The organism is Nocardia beijingensis NBRC 16342 (assembly GCF_001612785.1).
Lineage (GTDB): Bacteria > Actinomycetota > Actinomycetes > Mycobacteriales > Mycobacteriaceae > Nocardia > Nocardia beijingensis.
In genome coordinates this window covers 1-21306 of the sequence record NZ_BDBC01000006.1, presented here as the reverse complement: position 1 = coordinate 21306, position 21306 = coordinate 1, and the positions used below count along the sequence as shown (strand labels likewise).

The following is a 21306-nucleotide window of genomic DNA, read 5'->3' as shown; positions in this document are numbered from 1 at the left end:
CTACTAGCGCCGCCGGGTGAGGTCGCCCGGCGGGCTGATGCGGCCGCTCAGGTCGTGCGGGTATCCTCACCGCGTTCACGAGCCCGTGAACGTGTTCGGTGAGAGAGGTTTTCAGGTGAAGTTTCCAGGAACGAGGCTGCTGGCACGGCTCGTGCTCGCCCTCGTCGCGGTGGCCGCGGTGGTGGTCACGGTGGCCGGCTGTTCGTTGATCCAGGACGCGGGCAAGTCGGACACCGCCAAGGCCGGAGTCGGTGACTGCATCAACGTCATCGAGGGTTCCGCGGTCGATTCCAAGACCGAACCGGTCGACTGCTCGTCGGACAAGGCCGTCTACAAGGTCGCGCAGTCCTACGACAAGAAGACCGACTGCGCCGCCGAATACACCTCCTACGAGGAGACCCTGGCCGGCGGTACCACCGCCTTCCTGTGCCTGGCACCGAACTTCAAGGAAGGCAACTGCTACAACGAGAGCAGCACGACCGGATACAAGCACGTCGACTGCGCGTCCTCGGAAGCCACCTTCAAGGTGCTGAAGCGGATCGACGGCAAGGCCGACGAATTGCTGTGCGATCAGGACGCCGACGGCTTCCGCCTCATCGAATCGGACCCCAAGGTCACCTTCTGCACGGCCAAGCCCAAGGGCTGATCATTCCAGCAGGGCAACCGACGCGATCCGGTGCAGCGTGAAGTGCCGGACCGCGCCGGTGACCGGGTCGAGCGCGTCGAGCTGCCCGTTGCCCACCTTCAACGGCTCGACCACACGCTGGGTGGCGACGCCTTGGGCGTCGACGTAGCCGATGTTCACCGACCGCCGCACCCGCGCCGCGAGCTGTAGCAGGGCGAGGGTGGCGGCGGTATTGGTCCTGGTGCCGTCCGGACGCACCGCCTGACCGGATCGGGCGCTGGCGGCGCGTTCGCCCGCCCGCAGTTCGGTGACGAGCATTTCGAGCTGTTCGGTGCTCGGCGGTGTCGGCCGATAGGGCTGCCGCGCGGCGGGCCGCACGGAGATCCGCGCCCCCCGCGGCCGCAGATCGACGATCGCGCCGGTCGAGTCCTCACCCGCGGGCGCGAAACCGGCCGCGCGCAGCTGCTCCAGCAGTTCGCCCAGCGGCGCTTGCGCGATGGCGACGGTCGGCGCGATGGATCGCAGCGCCAACGCGCTCGCCACCGGCGCGGACAGCACTTGGGCCAGCAGCGCCGGGTCGTCACTGCGAATGAACGACTGCGCCATGCCCGCGCGCAATTGGCCGTGGCGGCGGGCCACGTCATCGATCAAATAGGTCAGCGCCTGCGGGATCGGTGTCCGGGAATGCGCGGCGAACAGCGCGTGCAGCTCGGCCGCCGTCAGCCCGGCGTCGAGGGCGCGCCGCACCGAAGACTCCCCGATCCGGTACACCGTTGCCGCGCCCGCGGATTCGACGTCGGCGACGAGGGCCACGCGACGCTGGAGGTCGGTGGTCAGCGGGCCCGGCGCGATCACCGTGAGATCCGCCTGCACCAGCACGTGGTCCACCGGCTCCGGCAGCGCCGCCTCCATCTCCGCCTCGGCGTCGGCCACGCTGGTGGGCGCCGCGTGCAGCAGCGCGCGCGCCGCCGAGCCGAGCGCGCCGCGGCCGATCAGCCCGAGCGCAGCCGCCTCGGCCAGCGTCTGTTCGACCACCTCAGGGCGGAAGTTCCTGCGCCTGCGCGGCTGCCGCCAGGCCAGAAGGCGGCCGATATCCGCTGGGGCCAGCGCCGTGCCGGACGGATATTCCGCGAGCAGGGCGAGGATCGCGCGCCGGTCGCGCGGCGCGGTCGGAGTGCGCAGTTCCAGCGACAGCGCGGCCAGCGGCTTGTCGTTCGCGTCGCGCATGCCGATCATCCACGGCATCCGGTCCAATTCCAGCCAGGTGAGTCCGAGGGTGGCCCAGCGCCGCGCGGGTGGTGCTTCCAGCCAGGCGTCCACCAGCGGTGTCGGCGCCCAGAAGTCGTCGGTGGTCTCGAAGTCGGGCGCCGGGTCCGGCAAACCCTTCTCGAGCAATTTCGCCGCCGCGAGCAGCTCGACCAGCAAACCCGCTCGCTGCTCGTCGACACCGGCCTGCTTGGCGATGCGGCGCAGCTCGCGCACGCCGAGGCCGCCCGCGCGCAAGGCGGGAGCCGGGACCTGGCCGAGTACCTCGAGCACGGCCGCGCAGTGCCGCAGCAGCTCGCCCACCTCGCCCGCCGCGACCGCGTTCACGTCGGCGGGCGTTTGTTTCACGGTCTCGGGTTGCGGCGGCGTCAGAGCGTGCGGGTGGGTGACCGGTTCCCGCCGCAGCACCTGACCGACGGTGACCGGAAGCTCCACGGTCTCGTCATCGACCCAGTGCAACAGCCTGCGCGCCAGCAACCGCTGGATCGGCCGGTCGGCCGGAGTACCCGGCGCGGCGTCCTTGGTGCGGCCACGCGGCCCCGTCGCGGCCAGCTTGTCCAGCAAAGACCGTTCGGCGGACGAGAGCTCGGGCAGCGCCGCGACCACCTCGGGTTCGGTGAGCGCGTCGGGGATCTCGGTCGCGGTGCCGATCGGCCACGGCAGCGCCTCGGCGGCCGCCGGAATCAGGTGCAGTCCCTGTTCGGCGTCGATCCAGACCAGCGCGCGAGCGGTCAGCCGCTCCAGCGCCTCGTCGATCGCGGCGGCCTGCACTCGTTCGCTCAATTGCACATGCAAATCGGCACGGCGCAGCGGGCCGCCGTCGGGTCGCGTCACCCCGTGCATGGCAAGGGTTTCCACGATGGCGAATTCGAGGGTGTTCAGGTCCTCCGTGGCGCGCAGCACCGACGCGCGCTGTTCGACGCGGGCGGCGAGCACGGCCATGGCGGACGGCAGCGGCACGGCCAGGTCGGGCCGAAGTTGCAGCAGCGTCACCAGCTGGGCATCACTGCGGGCGCCGAGCCAACCGGCGAGGGAGTCGGTCGCGGTCATCCGATCCAGCCTACGATGCCGGGCGATCGCCCGCCGACGTCCGGAGGCGCGGGCTGCGGCGCATCCGAGCGGAGCGGCCGGGCTAGCATGGGGCCGTGGTGAACAAATCGAAGAAATCCTATGTCGACAACGGCTGGCCGAAGGTCGCCGACGGTGACCCCGCGGTCACCGAGCTCTCTTCGGCCCGCTCCGGTGGTCTCTCGCCCTACGGCGAGGACACCGAGTTCCCGGTCCCGGCTGAGCAGTTGCCCTACATGCACCCGAACACGGTGATCAACCGCTGAGCGCGCGAACGGAACGTTCTCGACTACGAAGAAGGGCCCCGCATCCATGGTGATGCGGGGCCCTTCTTGCGAAGCGTTCCTGATCAGGAGGGCAGCAAGCCCTTGTTCGCCTCGTAGAAGTTCACGATCGCGGGGTCGAGGGTGACTCCGCTGGACTTGGCGGCGTTGAAGAAGTCGAGAGCTTCCTTGGGCACCTGGACGCCCTGGCTCTGCACGACCTCGAGGGCGCGGTCGACGGCCGAGAAGATCTGCTGCGTGTCCGCCGGCGCGGCGGGCGCGGACTGAGCGGCCTGCGGCGCGGGGTTCCAGCGCGGGGTCTCGGCGGGCGCGGAGCGCGGGGTGGGCGCGCTGCTCAGGCCCAGCTTCGAGGAGCAGGAGGGCCACGCGCCCCAGCCCTGCGAGGCGAGCACCTTCTCGGCGACCGCGATCTGCTGTTCGCGGGTGGCCTGGTTGGCGCTGGCGGCGTATTCCTGACCGCCGTGGGCGCGCCAGGTGCTGGGCGAGAACTGCAGCCCGCCCTGGAAACCGTTGCCGGTGTTGATGCCCCAGTTGCCGCCGGCCTCGCACTGAGCGAGTCGATCCCAGTCGGAGTCGGGTGCCGCGCTGGCGTTGCCTGCGAAGGCCACACCGGCGGTGCCGATGATGGCTCCGGTGACGGCAACCTTGGCTACCGTGCGTCCGGTCGAGCTTGGCTTGCGATGGCGTCCACTCATATCGGGTTCGTCTTCCTCTCGACGCACCTGCGACGTCTTCGGTTCTGGTTCGGACTGAGAGGTCGTCCGTTCCGCCCTCGCCCCTACGTTTCCGTCGGGGTTCCGGTACCCGCGGGGCGAGGCTCGGTGCGGCGGGCCGGTGGTCGCCGGGGGTGCCCCGGCTGGATAAGACGGTACGACGAACCGCGGGAAAAATCACTATTTGGTAACCGGCGTGTACCAGTGGGTCTCGGCCCGGTCTCGGACCGGCGCGAAGGCTTCCCGCAGCTAGAGGCGTTGCGGTCGGGTGCGCCGCCCGTTGTCACCACTCCGTGACCTACTCGTAATGTGACGAGGATCACACCTAGGAGTGGGTAACGATCACACGGGGTAACCGGTTCGGTGTCGGATCGGGGTCCGCACTCCGGTTCAGCGCGACCGGCGGCCGGAGCGCAGCGCGAACACGAGCGCCAGCACGAACCCCAGTGGCGCGAGCATCGCCCCGAAATAGAGCCACAGTCCCGGCTCGCTGTCGGTCAGCAACGGAATCGTGAAGATGGCGATGATAGCCAGCAAACCCAGCGCGAACACCGAGAGCGCGAGCCGCAGCAACCAGTCGCCGCGACGCCGTTCGGCGCCGCCGGGCGGAGTCGGGGTGGAAGGGTTCGTCACGGATCGACGGTAAAACTGATGTGCTCGCGTTATTCACACCGGGGTAGACTCGATGGCAATCGCGTCCTGCAATCCTGCTGGGCGCGTTCTTTTCGCACAGGAAAGGGCCGGTCGCGCGACCGGCTCGGCAGACGGATGTGCTCGGGCCGTAGGGGTCCGAGTTTTCGATGATGAACGGGTGAGCGCAGTGCCGACCGGCAGGGTGAAGTGGTACGACGTCGAAAAGGGCTTCGGCTTCCTTTCCCAGGACGAGGGTGAGGACGTCTACGTCCGCTCGTCCGCGCTGCCCCAAGGCGTCGAGGGCCTCAAGCCCGGCCAGCGCGTGGAATTCGGCATGGCCGCGGGCCGTCGCGGCCCCCAGGCGCTGAGTCTCAAGTTGCTCGAGGCGCCGCCGTCGGTCCGGCAGGGCCAGGAACGCAACGCGCGCAAGGAACCTGCCGCGCGCAGGCACACGCCGGACGAGCTGCACGGCATGGTCGAGGACATGATCACCTTGCTCGAGGCGAAGGTGCAGCCGGACCTGCGCAAGGGCAAGTACCCGGATCGCAAGACAGCGCAACGCATCTCGGAGGTCGTCCGCGCGGTGGCGCGCGAACTGGACCGCTGATTCCGCTCGGTGCCGCTTCATCCGAGGCGGCCGTCGAGCCGAGGCGATCGGTCGAACCGGTATTCGCCTGCGCCGCGTCGTACGCGCACCGGCATCTGCGGGGTCCCCGAAAAGCGGTGCGCCCGAGCTGACTACGCCGTGCTGATCGACCAGGTGGCGTGCGGCACGTAGAACTCCCGGCCCGTTTCGTCGCGGGCGAGGATCGGCAGCTGGAACTCGACGCCGATGAGGCGCAGGTCCGGCTGCGGTTTCGAATCGATGGTGAGGGCGAAAGCCCGGTCCGGGTAGTCGTTGCGGCTGATCACCTGGTCGACTTTCTCACCGTTCGGCAAGAGATAGACCAGTTGTGCGAGCCAGGGCGCGTCGGCGACCTTCTTCGGAAGCGACAGTTGCAGTGGGTAACCGGCGGGGACTTCCAGGTCCACGGTGCGGCCACGGTGGCAGTCGGGAGTGTCCTGGCCGCAGTTCAGCGTCGTGAACACCGTGCCGGGGACGTTGTCCTCGGGCAGGATGCTGCAGTCCTGCATGGTCACCGAGCAGTAGCTGAACGGTCGCACGGTGACCGTCTTCCCGTGTGCGTACGCGGTGAGCGTGACGTCGGGCTTCTCGGCGTCGCGGACCAGCACCGCCAGCACGCCCGCGAAGGCGGCGGTGAGCACGAGCAGGGCGGCCGCGACCAGCGCGGCGATCGTGCGTGCGTTGAGCTTGCTCACCAGATCGGGTCTCCTTGCCCTCGTCGAAAGCGTGTGGTGTCGCCGCCGCGCGGCGCAGGATCCTCTGCTCGCGGCGCGTTCGCCGGATATCCGTGCGGCCGTGTCGTCGGCACTTCCTGCTCCGCGTGCTGGGGACGGTTGCCGCCGAGGCCGGGCAGCAGCGAATGGCCGCGGAAGCTGAGGAAAGTCTGCACCAAGCCGAGCACGAGGATCACGGTGACCACCGCGAAGCCCTTCCAGTAGTCGGTCGGCAGCAGCACACCGGCCGCGCCGCCGACGACCCAACTCAGCTGGAGCACGGTCTCCGACCGCCCGAAGCCGGAGGCGATCGACTCCGGCGGCAGGTCGTCCTGGATCGATGCGTCCAGCGACACCTTGGCCAGCGCGCTCGTCCCCGCCGCGACCAAGGCCGCGGCTGCCGCGCCGAGCAGGTTGTCCGCGAACGTCGCGAACAGCGACACCAGCGCGCACGCTGCCGTGCAGCCGAGCACGATCAGCGATGGCCTGCCCAGCTTCAGCCTGGCGCCCGTCGCGTTGCCCGCGAAATTGCCGATGGCCGCGGCCGCGCCGACCGCGCCGAGCATAAGGGCCTGCTGCACCGGCCGGTGCTCGGTCGCCTTGGCGACGAACGCGACGTAGAAGGTGAGGAACCCGGTCAGCACCCGGATGGCGCTGTTGCCCCACAGACCGGTCACCACGGCGCGGCCGAGCGGTTGCCTGCGCTTGCGCGGCGGGACCGACGACTCGGCGCCGGAGGAGAGCACCTCGGTGCGCGCGTCGGCGCCGTGATAGCTCAGCGTCGCGGGGACCTCGCCCTCGGTCACTTCGACCCAGGAGGGGATGCGCAGGCTCAGATACGTCCCCGCGCAGGCGATCAGCGTCGCGAAGACCAGTGCGCCGTTCGAGTCCGCGATCGCCGCGGCGAGCCCGGCCAGCGCTCCGGCGCCCATGGTGCCGCCGACCAGACCGAACACCGTGAGACGGGAATTGGTGCGGACCAGATCGATGTCCGGCGGCAGCACCCGTGGCGTGACCGCGCTCTTGAGCACGGCGAACGATTTGCTGCCGATCATCATGCACAGCGCGAGCGGATACAGCGCCCAGGTGTCGAATTGGAAGATCAGCACCACCGCGACCACCGCGCGCACCGCGAACGACGTCGCAAGCGCCAAGCGGCGACCGCGCTGCAGCCGATCGAGCAGCGGCCCGATCAGCGGGGCGATCACCGCGAACGGCGCGATCGTGATCAGCAGGTAGAGCGCGACCTTCGTCTTGCTCTCCGCGGTGGCGCTGGCGAAGAACAAGGTGTTGGCCAGCGCCACCGCGATGGCGGCGTCCAAGGCGAAGTTCGCCATGGTGGCGTAGGTGAGCGCCGTGAGACCGGACTTGTCCGCGCCGTCGGCCTTGGCCGCGCGCTGAAAAGTCGCTATGCCCTTCTCGGTGAGTTCCCGGCCGCGCATCGCGGCCACGCGGGTGACCGTGAGTTTGCGCGGCATCCGTCGCGCGCCGGAGGGTTCGGGGCTCTCGGAAGGCTGCTCGGCGTCGGGGTCGACGGGGAGAGGCTTGGTCGGCGGAGGCTGCGCGGGCGGTGGCGCGTCGCGTCGCGGGCTCGGCGGCGGTCCCGGCTGGTCGTAACGCTCGGCGGCGCGTCCGGCTCCCGGTCCGAGCGGTGGCAGCGGCCTGCGGCGCCGCGGTGCGTTGGGTGGCGGGTACCGGTCGAAACCGGGATGCCGATCGAACGGCGGGACCTCCTCGCCTTCCCACCGATCACGGCCGGGACCGGAAGGTTCGCGGGGAGTAGTCACGACTCCAATTCTGGCGCACTCCCGGGCGGGGCGTTCACGCGCGCTCCGTGGCGGCGGCGGAAAGTGATCGTTGTCGCGATCCGCGATCGTGCTCAGGCGGGAGTGAAGCGGACCTCGAACATGGTCGGCCAGTTCTTGCCCGTGATCAGGAACCGGTCGGTGCCGGGCAGCTGCGCGATGCCGTTGAGGGCGTCGGCCGCGGCCCGCGCGGTGGCGGGGAGCAGACCGGCGGCGTCGGCGGTCGCGAGCACCGCACCGGAGTCCGGGTCGATCCGCAGGATGGTGTCGGTGGGCCAGTCGTTGGCGTAGACCGACCCGTCCGCGGCGCACTCGAGTTCGTTGAGGCGCGCGCCGTTGTGGCTGGTCAGTTCGATCGAGCCGGTGGGGGCGAAAGTGACCGGATCACGGAAGGTGAGGCGGTCGGTGCCGTCGCTCATCACCAGTCGTCCGTTCCTGGCGCACAGGCCCCAGCCTTCGCCGTCGTAGCTCACCCGGCCGCGTTCGGCCAGGGTCGCGGGGTCGCGGGCGATGGCCACGCCGTCGTGCCAGGTCAGCTGCCACAGTGTGGCGCCGGCGACGGTGATGCCCTCGCCGAAGTACGGCGCGGGCAGCTCGGTTCTGGCCAATTCCTCCCCGGTCGTCAGCCGGGACGTGCGCACGCCGGACGCGCCTGCCAGGCCGGTGCCCTCGAAGAGAACGTCGCCATCGATCTCCAGACCCTGGGTGAACGCCTTCGTATCGTGCGGGCGGGTGCCGAGTACCTCGATGTTCATCCTGGGCGCCTGGTCCGCTACGCCGCCGCATCCGCCCAGGATGAGCAGACCGACCAGCACACTGATGGCCAACGCACGCCGATTGCGCTCCATACGGCAAAATGTAGGCCGTGAGCGCAGTTTCTGTTTCGGAGTCCGGCGTGCGGCCGATTCTGGCTGATGCCGTCGACCTGGCCCGCCGTGCGCTCCTGGAGTTGGAACCGTCGGCCGTCGGCGCGCACCTCGGCGTGATCGCCGAGGACGAGAGCGCGGCGACCCACCGTTTCGAGGCAACGCTGCCCGGTTACCGCGGGTGGCAGTGGGCGGTCGTGGTGGCCGCCCCGCCCGGGGCCGACCGTGCGACGGTCAGCGAGTCCGCGTTGCTGCCGGGGCCGGACGCCTTGGTCGCGCCCGAGTTCGTGCCCTGGGAGCAGCGCGTCCGCCCCGGCGACCTCGCGCCAGGCGATCTGCTCGCCCCGCCCGCCGACGACCCGCGCCTGGTGCCTGGCTATGTCGCGACCGGCGATCCGGTGGTGGACGAAGTGGCCTACGAGGTCGGTCTCGGCCGGACCAAGGTGATGAGCAGGGAAGGCCGCGCGGAGGCCGCCGAGCGCTGGTACAGCGAGTACGGACCCGACTCCGAGATGGCCAAGGCCGCGCCTGCCACCTGTGGAAGCTGCGGCTTCTATCTGCCGCTCGCCGGGTCGCTGCGCGCCGCGTTCGGTGTCTGCGGCAACGCCATGGGCGCCGACGGGCATGTCGTCCACGTCGCCTACGGCTGTGGCGCGCACTCGGACACCGAGGTCCCCACCGGCAACGGGTCGCCGCTGTACGAGGCGTACGACGACTCGGCCATCGAGGTGATCACGCTCCGCACGGACGAGCCGCGCGACGGCAATCGGGAGCAGGCCGAGGAAGCTCCGTCCGAGGACGTGGATCGGCACGGCGCGGCCGAGCAGGCTCACGGAACGGGCGATGCGAACCACCCCGCGGCCGCCGATTCGGACGCCGTGCCCGCTGGCGCGGCCGACGCGCAAAGCGCCGACGCCGCCCCGAACACGGCGGTGGAGCCCGAGCCCCGAGCCGTTGCCACGGAGCCGGAAGAGCATGCGAGTTCGTCGGCGACCTCGCGCGCCGAGCCCTCAGCCGCGTCGAGCGTGACCGGTCCGGGGGTGGGCCAGGCAGAGGGCACGGCTGCTTCGGTGAGCGATGAGAGTGCCGCGACGTCCGAACCGACGGAAGCGGACGCGGCGGGATCGACCTCCTCCGCGGCGCTGAGCAGCGGTGCATCGACGGACCTCGGCGAGTCGAATGCCGTCGGCACGAGCGCGACGGAATCGGATACCGCATCGAGCGCGACAGAGTCGGTGGCAGCAGCCGGTTCGGACGCCGTGCCGACCGGCGCGGCCGAGTCGGCTCCGGAACCCACCGCTACGCCGGCCGGTGCCGAAGACGTCGATGCGCCATCCGGGGCGGGTGTCGCCGATGGTGAGGCACGGCCGGAGTTCCAGTCATCGCCGCGGAGCTGAGCGCGACAGCCGACCCGTTCGGCACGTCGGCGTTGCGAGCGGCGGTGCTCGCCGCATGGCGTGATTCGCCGACGCGGTTGCGGGAGGACGCCGCCACCGAGAACGACTTGGTGCGCGCGGGCTACCGCGACCGATTGCTGACCGAGTTGGCGCAGAACGCCGCCGATGCCGCGCGCAAGGCGGGCGTGGCCGGCGCTGTCGTGGTCTGGCTCGACGGCCGCGACCTGCACATCGGCAATACGGGTGCGCCGCTGGACGTCTCGGGTGTGCACGCGCTGACCGCCTTGCGCGCTTCCGGGAAGTCCGACGGCGGGACCGTCGGCCGATTCGGTGTCGGCTTCACGGCGGTGCTCGCGGTGAGCGACGACATCGAGCTGCGCTCGTCCTCCGGATCGCTGCGGTTCTCCCAGGCCGAGACGCGGGATGCACTGCGCTGCAACGAGATTCGTTTCCCGTCTGTCGACGCGGGCGAATTCGTCCCGCCCGTGCTGCGGTTGGCCTGGCCGATCGAGGCGCGACCGGCGGATGGTCTCGACACCGAGGTGGTGCTGCGCCTGCGTGCCGACGTGGACGCCGACGCGCTGCTGGCCGCGATGCACGCCGAAGCCGTCGATCTGCTGCTGGAACTGCCCGCACTGCGGCGCGTCCGGATCGGCACGGCCGAATTCGTCAGCAGTGCCGAGGACATGGGCGACGGCATGCACGAGGTCTACGTCGACGGCCCCGGCAGCGAACAGCGCACCTGGTGGCAGTACCGCACGCGACGCGCCCGCTGGCTGCTGCCGGTGCGCGACGGCAGGCCGGTGGCCGCCGCCCCCGATGTGCTGCGGGCGCCGACCAGGTCGGACGAGGAATTGTCGCTGCCCGCCTTGCTCATCGCCGATATCCCGATGCAGCCGGATCGGCGCAGGTTGCTGCCCGGCGCGCGGCTCGGCGAACTGGCGGACGGCTATGCGGACTTCGCTCGTGCGCTGCCGCCCCGCGACCGGCTCGTGCTGGTCCCGACACCCGGGTTCGCGCGCAGCGAGGCCGACGGCCTGCTGCGGGAAGCGCTGCTGCGCGAATTGCAGACCCGTCCTTGGCTGCCCGTGGTCGCCCCGCACCGGCACGTCTACTCGGAAGGCCCCGCCGCAGCCGAGCCGCTCGCCGCGAGGTACCCGGAATGGGACGCGCTCGCCTCTCCCGACGCGAATGATCAACTGCCCGATCGAGAACCGGATGCTGTCGCCGACATCGAAGTGCTGGACCTGCGGGCCGCCGAAGGGCCGGAGGCAGCGACCGAGGCTCTCGATGTGCTGAGCGGAGAGGCCGTCACCGAATCAGCCGACGTCCCATCGCTCCTCGGCGAACCGGGTGCGCTCCCTGTCGCCGGGACACTGGCTACCGCCGGACCGACGCCCGACCGGAACAGCGCCGTCCCCACCCGCGCCTACGTCTTCGCCGGTCTGACCGCCGAACTGGCCGACTCGCTCGACGAAGTGGTCGGTCCTCTCGTGATCCCGGAGCTGTCCGGGCGGGCGCACACCGAGGCCATGGGCGTACTCGACGTGCACCGGCTCGGGTTGGCGCGGCTGGCGGAACTGTCCGGGGGCTTGGAGCGGCCGCCGAGTTGGTGGCGGTCCTTCTACGCCGCGCTCGAGCCGTTCGTAGTGGATCCGCTCGCGGCGGAGGAGTTGGGCGCGCTGGCGGTGCCGCTGGCCGACGGCAGGCTCGTCACCGGACCGCGCACCGTGGTGCTGGACGATCGGCTCGAGGACGCGATCCCGCTGCACTGGGCCCGGCTGGCGCATCCAGAGGCAGCACATCCCTTGCTGGCTCGGCTCGGCGCGCGGTCGGCCACCGCCGAGGATCTTCTGACCGACCCTGGCTTGCGTGCCGATCTGGAGGATCACCCGGGCGACCCCGACACCGCGGATGCGATCTTGCGCCTAGCCGCGCACGCCGATCGGGACGCCATGCCCTCCTGGCTGGGTTCGCTCGAATTGCCCGATACCGAAGGCGATTCGCGGCCCGCCGACGAACTGCTGTTGCCCGGAGCGCCGCTGCGCGAGCTGCTCGTTCCCGACGCGCCGTTCGGCACGGCAGACCCCGGCCTCGTCGAGCGCTACGGCGCGGACGCGTTGCGCGCCGTAGGTGTCGGCTGGGATTTCGGCGTGCTCGTCGAAGCCGATCCGACCGGCCCTGACCACGATCTGGACGACGAGGAACACTGGTGGTCGACGCTGCCGGAGGACCCACCCGAGCTGGTGGCTGTCCGTGACCTCGATCTGATCGATGACGCCGCCTGGCCGGAAGCGTTGCGGCAGTTGGCCGCGGCGCCGCGTACCCGTCGTCTGCTCGCCGACGCCGACGGCTACACCGCGTGGTGGCTGCGCCGGTACGCGCGGGTGGACGGCACGCCGCTGGGGTTGCTGCGCCATCCCGCCGACACCGACTTCGACGGGCTGCTACCGGCGTTCACCGTCGCCGGTGTCGACCCGGACGCTTGTCGCGCGGTGCTCGCCGACCCGGCGACGATCACCGACGAGTTGGCCGCCGCTTTGCTGGAGGCGCTCGCCGACCCCTCGCGAACCCCGTCGCCGGAAGTGGTTTCGCGCACCCATGCCCGCTTGGCCGCCGCTGTCGCCGCCGGCCTGCTCGATCTCGCCGATCTGCGACCCCCCGATCGCGTGCGCGCGCTCACCGGGGCCGTGGTCGATCCGGAGGACGCGTTCGTCCTCGATCGTCCGTGTTTCGGCCTCGCCGTGCCGCCGGATCGATTGGTGGCGGGCGACCCCGAAACGGCTTCGTCCCTGGCGGCGCTGCTCGATCTGCCGCTGGTGTCGGAGGTCATCACCGCCGAGGTGGCGAGCACCGGCCGACGGACGACCTGGGCGGCGGAGCCGCTGGGAGTGGTGCTGCGGCAGCTGTTCACTCTGCCTCCGCAAACGGGCGAGCTGGTGGTGCACCAAGAGCTGACGGTGCGGCTGAGCGGTGCGATCGAGGCCACGGTCGCGGTGCCCTGGTGGCAGACCGGCTCGGACGTGCACGTCCGAGCGCCGCGGCGTGACTGAGCCGCGGGCTACTGCGCCGCGTACCCCGTGAGCATCTCGCTCAGCAGATCCAACTGCCCGCGCACGCTCTCGCTGTCGTTGTCCACCAGCCAGCGCAGCACGACACCGTCGATGACGTTCAGCGTGAACCGGCTCAGCGTCTGCACCGGGACCGACCAGGTGTTGCCGGTGGCGTCGCGCGCGTGCTCCAGGATGTCGGCGACCGTGGAGTCGTTGAAGTTGTACTGCTCGCGGGCGATCGCGAGTTTCGCCGGGGTTTGTTCGCCCTCGCGCAACGCGTAAGTGGTCGTTTCGTAAGTGAGCAGCTGTCGTTCCGGAGTGGCTTCAATGTTCAGCCACATCAGTTCCAGACCCGACCGGATCAATTTTTGAAGGGCTTCTTTTCCACTTCCGACGTCCTGCCATACCGTTTCGTTGGCATCGACGGAATCGCGTAATTCCATCGACAACGCTTTGACCAGCTCGGTCATCAGCGCGTCCTTGTTTTCGAAACAGTAATGCACCACACCGAGCGAGACGCCGGCCGCCTGAGCGACATCGCGCGTGGTCACGCCCGCAACACCCTTTTTCTCGGCAAGGCCGATCGCGGCCTCGATAAGGTGGGCCCGTCGTTCTTCGACGCTCAATCGGGAGGACACCCAAGGGAGTTAAGCGCCCACGGCCCGTGCAGTCAATTCATGGGCGGGAAAAAATCTGGACTGGACGACTGACCAGTTGTGTGGTTCGCTGCATCCGGACAGAAGGGAGACGGGTATGCCGGTGTCACGCCGAACTGTTCTGACCCGGACCGCGATCGGGTCCGCCGCGCTCGCGGCGGCGACGGCGCCGGGTATGACCGAGGCACTAGGCGTTCCGGCGGCCGCCGCACCGGATTCCGGTGGTTACGAGATCGGCGTCGGACTCTCCGACATCACCGGTCCGGCCGCCGAATGCGGGATGATGGGCTACTCCCAGCTCGAGCAGCAGACCGCGGGCATCCACCTGCGCCCCCGGGCGCGGGCGTTCATCATCGGCAGCGCCGGGCGGCGGATCGTCTTCGTGGTCGCCGAGAACGGGATGATCTTCCAGTCCGTGCACCGCGGCGTGCTGACCGAACTGGCCCGGCGTTTCGGCGATCTGTACACCGAGCAGAACGTCCTGTTGACCTCGACCCATTCGCACGCGACCTGCGGCGGCTCCAGCAACGACTACGCCTACAACCTGTCCATCCTCGGTTTCCAGCAGCAGGTGTACGACGCCGAGGTGAACGGGATCGTCGAGGCGATCGCCGCCGCGCACGCCGATCTGGGGCAGGGTTCGCTGGCCGTCGGCCGCGCCGAGTTGCACAACGCGAGCGTGAACCGGTCGCGCGTGGCTTGGGAACTCAATCCACCGACGGACAAACAACATTTCCCGGATGCCATCGATCCGGCGGTGACCACTCTCGTCCTGCGCAAGGGCGGGCGGACGGCAGGGACCATCACCTGGTTCGCCACCCACAACACCTCCATGACCAACGCGAACCGGTTGATCAGCTCGGACAACAAGGGCTACGCGTCGTTCTGCTCCGAGCACATCGAGCACGGCCTGCGCTACCTGGACGGCAAGCCCGCGTTCGTCGCGGCCTTCGCGCAGACCAACGCCGGTGACATGTCCCCGAACCTGAATCTGCGCCAAGGCTCCGGCCCCACCGAGGACGAGTTCGAGAACACCCGCATCCTCGGCGAGCGGCAGTACGCGGCGTCCGTGGAGGCGGCGGGCCGGGCCCGATCGATCTCCGGCCCGGTCGACGGGATGCTCTGCTATATAGACCTCGCCGACATCGCCGTGGACGGCCGTTTCACGCCGGACGGGCTGTCGCGGCGTACCGCACCGGCCGCGGCGGGTGTGTCGCTGATCGCGGGTAGCGTCGAGGATGGCCCCGGGTTGCCGGGCGGTCCGATCCCGGAGGGCGTGCGCAACCCGTTCCTCGCGGCGCTCGGCGATCCCGCGCAGCCCGCTCCGGCTTGGCTGGCGGACGCGCAGGCGCCGAAGGCGATCGCGGTGCCGCTCGGCCTGCTGCCTCCCGTGCCTTGGGTGCCGAATGTGCTGCCGATTCAGCTCGTTCGCATCGGCGAGCTCTATCTGGCCGCCGCGGGTGGCGAATTCACCATCACGTCGGGCCTGCGCATCCGCCGGGCGGTGGCCGCGGCGCTGAACGTTCCGCTGGAGCAGGTGCTCATGCAGGGATACGCCAACGCTTATCACGAATACGTCACCACCCCAGAGGAATACGACTCCCAGCAATACGAGGGCGCTTCGACGCTGTTCGGCCGCTACACCCTGTGCGCCTATCAGCAGGAGTTCACCCGTCTGGCCACGGCCTTCGCCGCCCGCACGCCGGTGCCGCGCGGCCCCGCCCCGCGCGATGTATCCCAGTTACAGCCGAACTTCCAGCCGGGCGCCGGGCCGGACGCGGCCGCGCCGGGCCGGGGCTTCGGTGACGTGCTGGTGCAACCGCACCCGTCCTACGGCCCCGGAGATCAAGTGCTGGCCGAATTCGTCTCGGCCCATCCGAAACACGACATCCGGCGCAACGGCACGTTCCTGGAAGTGCAGCGCAGGAACGCGTCCGGCGAATGGGTGCGGGTGGCCAACGAGGGTGAGTGGGCGGTGAAATACCACTGGAGCAAGCGCGGGCTCGCGGAGTCGGTGGCCCGGTTCACCTGGGACATCCCCCTGGACGCCGAGCCGGGACGCTATCGCTTCCAGCACTACGCGACCCGTCTCGACCCCGACGGCAGGCTCTACCCGCTCACCGGCACGACCGACGAATTCGACTTGGTCCGACCCTGACCCGCCCTCACAGTCCCGTCTGCGCGCCCTTGTCCCCGCGTCGGGCGCCGCGGCGCTGGACCAGATAGATGACCAGCCCGAGCAGTCCGACCGCCAGCCCCATCAGGCAGACCGGGCGGGCCGACGCCCATCGGTCGCCGCTCGCCCACACCACCACGGTGGCGATCAGCCACAGTGCGCTGCCGACCGCGAGCACGGGGCGCGGGTCGGTCAGTCGCGGCGGAAGCTGGGGGACTTTCGGTGTCACGGGCTCAGCCTAATCCGCCCTGCCGGGCGGAGTCCGCCGACCGCGCGGAGGCGAGGTGGCGCACCATGGCGGGAAGCCGCGACCGGCCGCTCTCGGTCCCGTATCGTTTGGCACTGTGACAACGCCATCGGATGTCAGAGCCCTTGCTGGTGAGCTCTCGCTGGCGGTCGTTCGACTGACGCGACACCTGCGCGGCCGTCGGGCCGATTCGCAGATCTCGCTGACCCAGCTCTCCGCGCTCGCCACGCTGGCGCGCGAAGGCGCGATGACCCCGGGCGCGCTCGCGGCGAAAGAGCGCGTCCAGCCCCCGTCGATGACTCGCGTCATCGCCTCGCTCACCGATCTCGATCTGGTCGAGCGCAATCCGCATCCGACCGATGGCCGTCAGATCATCGTCTCGCTGTCCTCCGCGGGCCGCGCGCTCATCGCCGACGAAGCGAGCGCCCGCGAGGCGTGGATGACCGAGCAGCTCTCGACGCTCACCGAGGAGCAGCTCGTCGTGCTGACCCGTGCCGTGGCGATCATGAAACAGATCGTCGCGGAATCCGAGTAGCCACGGCAGCAACGGGATTCGCCGCGCCCGCGTGGGTCAGCGCTTGGTTCGGATGATCCCGGCGCCCCACCACAGCAGTCCACCCGCGACGGTCAGCCATAGGACGAAGACCGGATAGATCAGAACTCCGTAATCGTCGGCCCATCGGGGCAGGTGCGGGAGCTGGGTGGCCGCGCCGATGAGCAGCAGCACTCCCACAGTCACCGCGATCGGCGCGAGTGGCGCGGTGTCCGAGTCGGCCCTGCGGGCGGTTCGGTCGGTCATGGTGGAGCCCTCCTGCGCGGTCGGCTCGGCGCCCGCTCGGGACGCTGTGGGCACTGGAAATAAATCAGTTACCTTCTAGCTAACCATCGCATGGAGGTGTGACTTCGTTAACAGTCTGTGATTCAGATCACAGTACTATCGCGATGTGGCGCGTCTCGTTGCCCGTGCCGCCGGAGCGCGGAAAACCGGATGAGCTGCCGCTATTGCGCGCCGAACGGCCGGTCGCTGTCCACGATCTCCCGGCCGAGCGGGAACAGCGAGATCGGTATGAACTTCAAGTTGGCCCAGCCGAACGGGATGCCGATGATCGAGACGAACAGCGGAATGCTGGTGAGCAGGTGCCCCAGCGCCAGCCACCACCCCGCGACGATGAACCAGATGATGTTGCCGATCAGCGAACCCGCGCCGGCGCCCGGCTTCTCCACGGTCGTGCGGCCGAACGGCCACAGCACGTAGGCGGCGATCCGGAACGACGCGATGCCGAAAGGAATCGTGATGATCAGGATGAAGCAGATGAGTCCCGCCGCGATGTAGCCCAGCGCCAGCCAGAATCCGGCGAAGACCAGCCACAGGATGTTGAGAATCAACTGGATCGGCTTCATGAGACCAGCATGCCAGGCGGCGGGGCGCGGTGCGCGCCGTCAGAAGAACCAGCCGAGCATCGCGTCCCGCTCCGCGCGGAAGGCGTCGTCGAAGGCGCGCAGCCGCGCGGCGTCCTTCGCCCGCAACCGGTTCGCCGCGGCGAAGACCCGCGCGGGATACGCACCGAGATACATGCTCCCGAGCACGTCGATGCCGAGTTCGATATCGGCCGCGCGCTCGGTCGGCTCGCACGCGGCCTGCCCGTTCCGGACGCGCAGCGCGAACGTGCCGCCCGCGTCCCGGAACGGGTCGGTCACCGCGAGCGTCACGTCCAGGTCGCTCGCGTAAGCGCGCGCCGTCAGCGCCGCGGGGACGTCCATCAGGCGCAGCCACAGTCCGTCGTAGCGAGCGGTGGTGCGCACCAGCCGGTGGTCGGTCAGCAGATAGGGCAGCGGGTCGTGGTCGGTGAGCACGGCATCCACCCGCCGCACCAGATCCAGCCCGAGCAGGGCCCGCCACAGGGCCGCGTGCGCTTCGGCCGTGACCGTCCGCAGTTCGGCGACTTCCACCGTCCGTGCCCTGCCGTCCGAGTGGTACCGATACAGCGCGTAGCCGTCGGCGTGCAGCAGCCCGAACAGGGTGCTGCCGCCCTCGCGGTAACGCTGCGGATCGTCGAACACGATGTCCCAGGCCGCCGCCGGACGTACCTGCGCACCCGGCACCAGCCTGCGCCAGCGGTCGTAGATCGCTTCCGCCGACGCGCGCAGCTCGCTCGGCGAGCGCAGCGTCACACCGCCGGGATCGGGCGTCGACGGGAGGAATCCGGCGAATCGCCGGTCGATGCCGACCGCGTTCTCCCGTGTCGCGGGACCGTAGCCGAACCGGCCGTAGATGCCGCCCTCGCTCGCGGTGAACATGGTCAAGGGCAGACCGGCTGCCTCGACGCGCCGATGCTGTTCGGTGTACATGGCGCGCAGGATGCCGCGCCGCCGGTGCGTGGGCGCGACGGCGACGCCCGCGATGCCGCACACCCGCACGGTCCGCTCGCCGGGGACGGTCACCGTCATGGTGGTGGACTGGGTGTGCCCGACGACCTCTCCGCCGTCGACCGCCACGATCGCGCTCTCCGGTGGGAACAGCAGCGGATACCGTTCGGCTTCGGCCGGGTCGGAGCGGGTGCCGAACGAGGTCTCCAACAGCGTCGTGATCGCGGGCGCGTCGTGTGCGGTGGCCGACCGAATGGTGATTCCCGGCGGGGTCATGCCTCGACCATCCCACCTTCGCCCACCTGCCCGCACCGCATTTTCGCGGTCCGCGACCGCAGGGCGAACACCGATTCGGACCCGGCCGCGGCCGCCCGGCAGGATGGAGCGGTGGCCGAAGTGATCGACATCGATGACCCCGCCGACCCACGGGTCGACGATTTCCGCGATCTCAAGTCGGCCGACCGCAGGCCCGATCTGCCCGGCCGAAGAGGACTGGTGATCGCCGAAGGCGTCGTGGTGGTCCAGCGCATGCTCGATTCGCGTTTCGCGCCGACCGCGCTGCTCGGCGTCGAGCGCAGGCGCGCCGAACTCGCCGACGATCTGGTGACCGTCGACGTGCCGTACTACCGCGCGACGGCCGAGGTGATGGCCGAGGTGGTCGGGTTCCACCTCAATCGCGGCGTGCTGGCCGTCGCCCCCCGTCCCACCGCATTCGGCATGGACGAGGTGATCGACAAGGCGCGCACCGTCGCGGTGCTGGAAGGCGTCAACGACCACGAGAATCTCGGCGCGATGTTCCGCAACGCCGCCGGGCTGGGAGCCGACGCGATCCTCTTCGGCGACCGCTGTGCCGACCCGCTGTACCGCCGGGCCGTCCGGGTCTCGATGGGACATGTGCTTCGCGTGCCGTTCGCGTCCGTGCCGGATTGGCCGGGCGGTCTGGATATACTGCGGCGCAAGGGATTCCAGATCATCGCCTTGACGCCCGATCCGGCGGCGGCGAATCTGGCCGCCGCGATGACGGGGGAGCGGGTGGCGTTGTTGCTCGGAGCGGAGGGGCCTGGACTGACCGAGGAGGCCATGCGGGCCACCGACGTCCGCGCGCGCATCCCCATGACGCCTGGCACCGATTCGCTCAATGTCGCGACCGCGGCCGCGATGGCGTTCTACGAGCGGGTGAGGACGGCGTGACCGAACCGTACCGGCCCTATCCGTCCTACCAGGACCCGACGCCGTGGGGCGCGGGCCTCACCGTGGCGTTCATGGTGGCGCTGCTTTCGGCGGTCGCGGTGTATTCCTTCGGGGCCGCGCTGGCCGAAGTGCATCCGTTGCTCGCGGTGGCGGTGAACCTGGTCGCCGCAGGCGGCGCCGCGCCCACCGCCTGGCGCTGGCGATTCACCCCCGTGACGCGGTGGGTGATCGGCGGCGGCGCGGCGGGCGTGCTGCTCGGCTGGGTCGCGCTGCTGCTGGGTGGACTGTTCGCCTGAGGCGTACCTCCGCGTTCGCTCCGGCCGTGCGCTTTTTGCGTACCTCCGCCTCTGCTCCGGCCGTGCGCTGTTTGTCGGCGGACGATATCCGGCTTGCGCCCATCCAGCGCGAAGCTGGAGGCGCGGTGACGCCGCTAGCCGACGGGGTCGTGTCCACGCAGCCAGCCGAACAGGCCGCGCTTGCGCGACGTCGTGTGCGCCCCGCCCTCGCCTGAGCCGCGTATCCCCGATGTGGGTAGCTTGCCCTTCGGGTGCAGCGCGAACTTGCAGATGGGGATGTCGCCCGGCCCGAGCGCGCCGGGCGCGGCGGCCCCGCGGTAGTGGAAGCCGAGCCATTCGTTGTTGGCCGCGTCGGCGAAGTCGGGCGGATCGAACGGCAGTGACTGCGGGTCGGGCAGCTCGCCCGCGCGCCAGCGCACCGGATGCTCGCCTGCCCAGTACGACCGCTCCCACACCAGCGGAAGTCCCTCGTCCTCCAGGATGCGCACCCGCGTCGAACTGAAAGATCTGCGGAACTCGCCGCGCTCCCAGTGCGCGAACGCGCCCCAGCCGTGTTCGATGTCGAACGACACCAGATACGTGTGTTCCGAGGCCAGCGGGCGCACCAGCAACTCCGGGATCTCGGTCGGGTGGATGCGCGCGGCCTGGGCCGTGCACAGCACCGTCACCCCAGGAAAGCAACCGATGCAGACCTCGTCGCTCGCCGGCCCCGCGCAACCCGCCAGCGTGCCTGAAAGGATCGGTTGCACGTCGTGGTCTTCGTGCAGTTGCTTGGCCAGTGCCAGTGCCGCTCGAGGATCCGGGTTGCGGCTCGCGCGCAGTACGGTCAGCGGGTCCGGTGCGTCGACGTACCAGAGCGACCAAGCCTTGGATAGCATTCCGGCACCTCCCGATAGTCGCACGAATCAACTCCGCGAACTTCGAGCAACGCACGACGGCGTAGACCGCGCACCGCCGCGGCCACCGTCGGCGCCGACGCTCGTCGACCCACCGAAAATCTACTCGCCTCGCTCCGGCCTCGGTGCGGCTTCGCACCCTGAACACCGGTTCGTGACCGCTGATTTCGCGCGCTCATCGGAGCCGAGCGACCCTCGGGAGCGCGCTCGCGTACCCCCGATCGGTACAAAGAAGACCCGCGGTGGCGGAACGCTCAGTGACCCGAGCTGCGCACCCCGAGCAGCACGTCCTCCCAGGACGGCATCGGTGCCTTGCCGCGCTTGCTGCGCGTCGGCTTCGCCGGAGCCTTGGCCGCGGGCTTCGCGGGCTCCTCGGTCGCGGGGGGCGCCGGCACGGCGGTGTCGGCGGGGGTGGCCGGAGTCGCGGCC

At 70.1% G+C, this 21306-nt stretch carries 20 protein-coding genes and 1 pseudogene; 9 read left to right on the top strand and 12 right to left on the bottom strand.

Annotation, left to right across the window (positions count from 1 at the left end; all coding sequences use genetic code 11):
• The first annotated feature begins 115 nt into the window (after positions 1-115).
• On the top strand, positions 116-646 hold the full coding sequence (locus NB3_RS02850) for an LppU/SCO3897 family protein (protein ID WP_067796018.1): 531 nt from the start codon (positions 116-118) through the stop codon (positions 644-646).
• Here the strand turns inward: NB3_RS02850 and NB3_RS02845 are convergent, their stop codons facing one another.
• Positions 647-2941, bottom strand: coding sequence for a helicase-associated domain-containing protein (locus NB3_RS02845; protein ID WP_067796014.1), 2295 nt, complete (start codon positions 2939-2941; stop codon positions 647-649).
• A gap of 95 nt (positions 2942-3036) precedes the next feature.
• Between NB3_RS02845 and NB3_RS02840 the strand changes: the two genes are divergently transcribed.
• Positions 3037-3225 carry a hypothetical protein gene (locus NB3_RS02840; RefSeq protein ID WP_040864798.1) on the top strand — a complete coding sequence of 63 codons (189 nt, stop codon included), beginning with the start codon at positions 3037-3039 and terminating at the stop codon, positions 3223-3225.
• 83 nt (positions 3226-3308) lie between these two features.
• Here the strand turns inward: NB3_RS02840 and NB3_RS02835 are convergent, their stop codons facing one another.
• The gene (locus NB3_RS02835) at positions 3309-3938 is read right to left on the bottom strand and encodes a resuscitation-promoting factor Rpf1 domain-containing protein (RefSeq protein ID WP_067796012.1); all 630 of its coding nucleotides are present in this window, start codon (positions 3936-3938) and stop codon (positions 3309-3311) included.
• 408 nt (positions 3939-4346) lie between these two features.
• Positions 4347-4589 carry a hypothetical protein gene (locus tag NB3_RS02830; RefSeq protein ID WP_067796009.1) on the bottom strand — a complete coding sequence of 81 codons (243 nt, stop codon included), beginning with the start codon at positions 4587-4589 and terminating at the stop codon, positions 4347-4349.
• 187 nt (positions 4590-4776) lie between these two features.
• Between NB3_RS02830 and NB3_RS02825 the strand changes: the two genes are divergently transcribed.
• On the top strand, positions 4777-5196 hold the full coding sequence (locus NB3_RS02825) for a cold-shock protein (protein ID WP_063023190.1): 420 nt from the start codon (positions 4777-4779) through the stop codon (positions 5194-5196).
• Positions 5197-5327: 131 nt separating this feature from the next.
• Here the strand turns inward: NB3_RS02825 and NB3_RS02820 are convergent, their stop codons facing one another.
• The 3 genes from NB3_RS02820 to NB3_RS02810 all read right to left on the bottom strand — a co-directional run bounded on the left by NB3_RS02820 (position 5328) and on the right by NB3_RS02810 (position 8580).
• A complete protein-coding gene (locus NB3_RS02820) occupies positions 5328-5909 on the bottom strand; it encodes a DUF2771 domain-containing protein (protein ID WP_067796006.1) in 582 nt (193 codons plus the stop codon).
• On the bottom strand, positions 5906-7714 hold the full coding sequence (locus NB3_RS02815; protein WP_067796002.1) for an MFS transporter: 1809 nt from the start codon (positions 7712-7714) through the stop codon (positions 5906-5908). The genes NB3_RS02820 and NB3_RS02815 overlap by 4 nt, the downstream gene beginning before the upstream one ends.
• Positions 7715-7806: 92 nt before the next feature.
• Positions 7807-8580: a glutaminyl-peptide cyclotransferase gene (locus NB3_RS02810; RefSeq protein ID WP_067796000.1), complete on the bottom strand. Its 774-nt coding sequence runs from the start codon at positions 8578-8580 to the stop codon at positions 7807-7809.
• 17 nt (positions 8581-8597) lie between these two features.
• Here NB3_RS02810 and NB3_RS36010 point away from each other — a divergent pair.
• Together NB3_RS36010 and NB3_RS02800 are read left to right on the top strand one after the other, a co-directional pair.
• Positions 8598-9330 (top strand): annotated as a pseudogene (locus NB3_RS36010) (DUF3027 domain-containing protein); the annotation flags it as partial.
• A gap of 709 nt (positions 9331-10039) precedes the next feature.
• The gene (locus tag NB3_RS02800; protein ID WP_067795996.1) at positions 10040-13048 is read left to right on the top strand and encodes a sacsin N-terminal ATP-binding-like domain-containing protein; all 3009 of its coding nucleotides are present in this window, start codon (positions 10040-10042) and stop codon (positions 13046-13048) included.
• Between the two features lie 8 nt (positions 13049-13056).
• Here the strand turns inward: NB3_RS02800 and NB3_RS02795 are convergent, their stop codons facing one another.
• Positions 13057-13674: a TetR/AcrR family transcriptional regulator gene (locus tag NB3_RS02795; RefSeq protein WP_228827672.1), complete on the bottom strand. Its 618-nt coding sequence runs from the start codon at positions 13672-13674 to the stop codon at positions 13057-13059.
• 127 nt (positions 13675-13801) lie between these two features.
• On the opposite strand from NB3_RS02795, the gene NB3_RS02790 reads away from it, so the two are divergent.
• Positions 13802-15862 (top strand): neutral/alkaline ceramidase, encoded by a 2061-nt coding sequence (locus NB3_RS02790; protein WP_067795990.1) that lies wholly within the window; start codon positions 13802-13804, stop codon positions 15860-15862.
• A gap of 7 nt (positions 15863-15869) precedes the next feature.
• Here the strand turns inward: NB3_RS02790 and NB3_RS02785 are convergent, their stop codons facing one another.
• The gene (locus NB3_RS02785) at positions 15870-16109 is read right to left on the bottom strand and encodes a DUF2530 domain-containing protein (RefSeq protein ID WP_067795987.1); all 240 of its coding nucleotides are present in this window, start codon (positions 16107-16109) and stop codon (positions 15870-15872) included.
• Between the two features lie 115 nt (positions 16110-16224).
• Here NB3_RS02785 and NB3_RS02780 point away from each other — a divergent pair, with 115 nt between their 5' ends.
• Entirely contained in the window at positions 16225-16662 is a 438-nt protein-coding gene (locus NB3_RS02780) for a MarR family winged helix-turn-helix transcriptional regulator (RefSeq protein ID WP_067795985.1), read from the top strand.
• A 36-nt stretch (positions 16663-16698) separates the two neighbouring features.
• On the opposite strand, the gene NB3_RS02775 is transcribed toward NB3_RS02780, so the two are convergent.
• From NB3_RS02775 to NB3_RS02765, 3 genes are all read right to left on the bottom strand, one after another.
• Positions 16699-16926 carry a hypothetical protein gene (locus tag NB3_RS02775; RefSeq protein WP_067795981.1) on the bottom strand — a complete coding sequence of 76 codons (228 nt, stop codon included), beginning with the start codon at positions 16924-16926 and terminating at the stop codon, positions 16699-16701.
• Positions 16927-17126: 200 nt separating this feature from the next.
• The gene (locus tag NB3_RS02770) at positions 17127-17528 is read right to left on the bottom strand and encodes a YccF domain-containing protein (protein ID WP_067795977.1); all 402 of its coding nucleotides are present in this window, start codon (positions 17526-17528) and stop codon (positions 17127-17129) included.
• A gap of 39 nt (positions 17529-17567) precedes the next feature.
• Positions 17568-18770: a GNAT family N-acetyltransferase gene (locus tag NB3_RS02765; protein ID WP_067795974.1), complete on the bottom strand. Its 1203-nt coding sequence runs from the start codon at positions 18768-18770 to the stop codon at positions 17568-17570.
• 111 nt (positions 18771-18881) lie between these two features.
• Here NB3_RS02765 and NB3_RS02760 point away from each other — a divergent pair, with 111 nt between their 5' ends.
• Both NB3_RS02760 and NB3_RS02755 read left to right on the top strand, forming a co-directional pair.
• Positions 18882-19685 (top strand): TrmH family RNA methyltransferase, encoded by an 804-nt coding sequence (locus NB3_RS02760; protein WP_067795971.1) that lies wholly within the window; start codon positions 18882-18884, stop codon positions 19683-19685.
• On the top strand, positions 19682-19981 hold the full coding sequence (locus NB3_RS02755) for a DUF2537 domain-containing protein (protein ID WP_280516559.1): 300 nt from the start codon (positions 19682-19684) through the stop codon (positions 19979-19981). Before NB3_RS02760 ends, NB3_RS02755 begins: the two co-directional genes overlap by 4 nt.
• Positions 19982-20115: 134 nt before the next feature.
• On the opposite strand, the gene NB3_RS02750 is transcribed toward NB3_RS02755, so the two are convergent.
• The gene (locus tag NB3_RS02750; protein WP_067795969.1) at positions 20116-20859 is read right to left on the bottom strand and encodes a DUF6928 family protein; all 744 of its coding nucleotides are present in this window, start codon (positions 20857-20859) and stop codon (positions 20116-20118) included.
• Positions 20860-21306 lie beyond the last annotated feature (447 nt).

Coding starts and splice junctions, on each gene's coding strand:
- NB3_RS02775 (WP_067795981.1), bottom strand. CDS start 16,926: ATGACCGACCGAACCGCCCGCAGGGCCGACTCGGACACCGCGCCACTC.
- NB3_RS02750 (WP_067795969.1), bottom strand. CDS start 20,859: ATGCTATCCAAGGCTTGGTCGCTCTGGTACGTCGACGCACCGGACCCG.
- NB3_RS02765 (WP_067795974.1), bottom strand. CDS start 18,770: ATGACCCCGCCGGGAATCACCATTCGGTCGGCCACCGCACACGACGCG.
- NB3_RS02770 (WP_067795977.1), bottom strand. CDS start 17,528: ATGAAGCCGATCCAGTTGATTCTCAACATCCTGTGGCTGGTCTTCGCC.
- NB3_RS02790 (WP_067795990.1), top strand. CDS start 13,802: ATGCCGGTGTCACGCCGAACTGTTCTGACCCGGACCGCGATCGGGTCC.
- NB3_RS02810 (WP_067796000.1), bottom strand. CDS start 8,580: ATGGAGCGCAATCGGCGTGCGTTGGCCATCAGTGTGCTGGTCGGTCTG.
- NB3_RS02835 (WP_067796012.1), bottom strand. CDS start 3,938: ATGAGTGGACGCCATCGCAAGCCAAGCTCGACCGGACGCACGGTAGCC.
- NB3_RS02845 (WP_067796014.1), bottom strand. CDS start 2,941: ATGACCGCGACCGACTCCCTCGCCGGTTGGCTCGGCGCCCGCAGTGAT.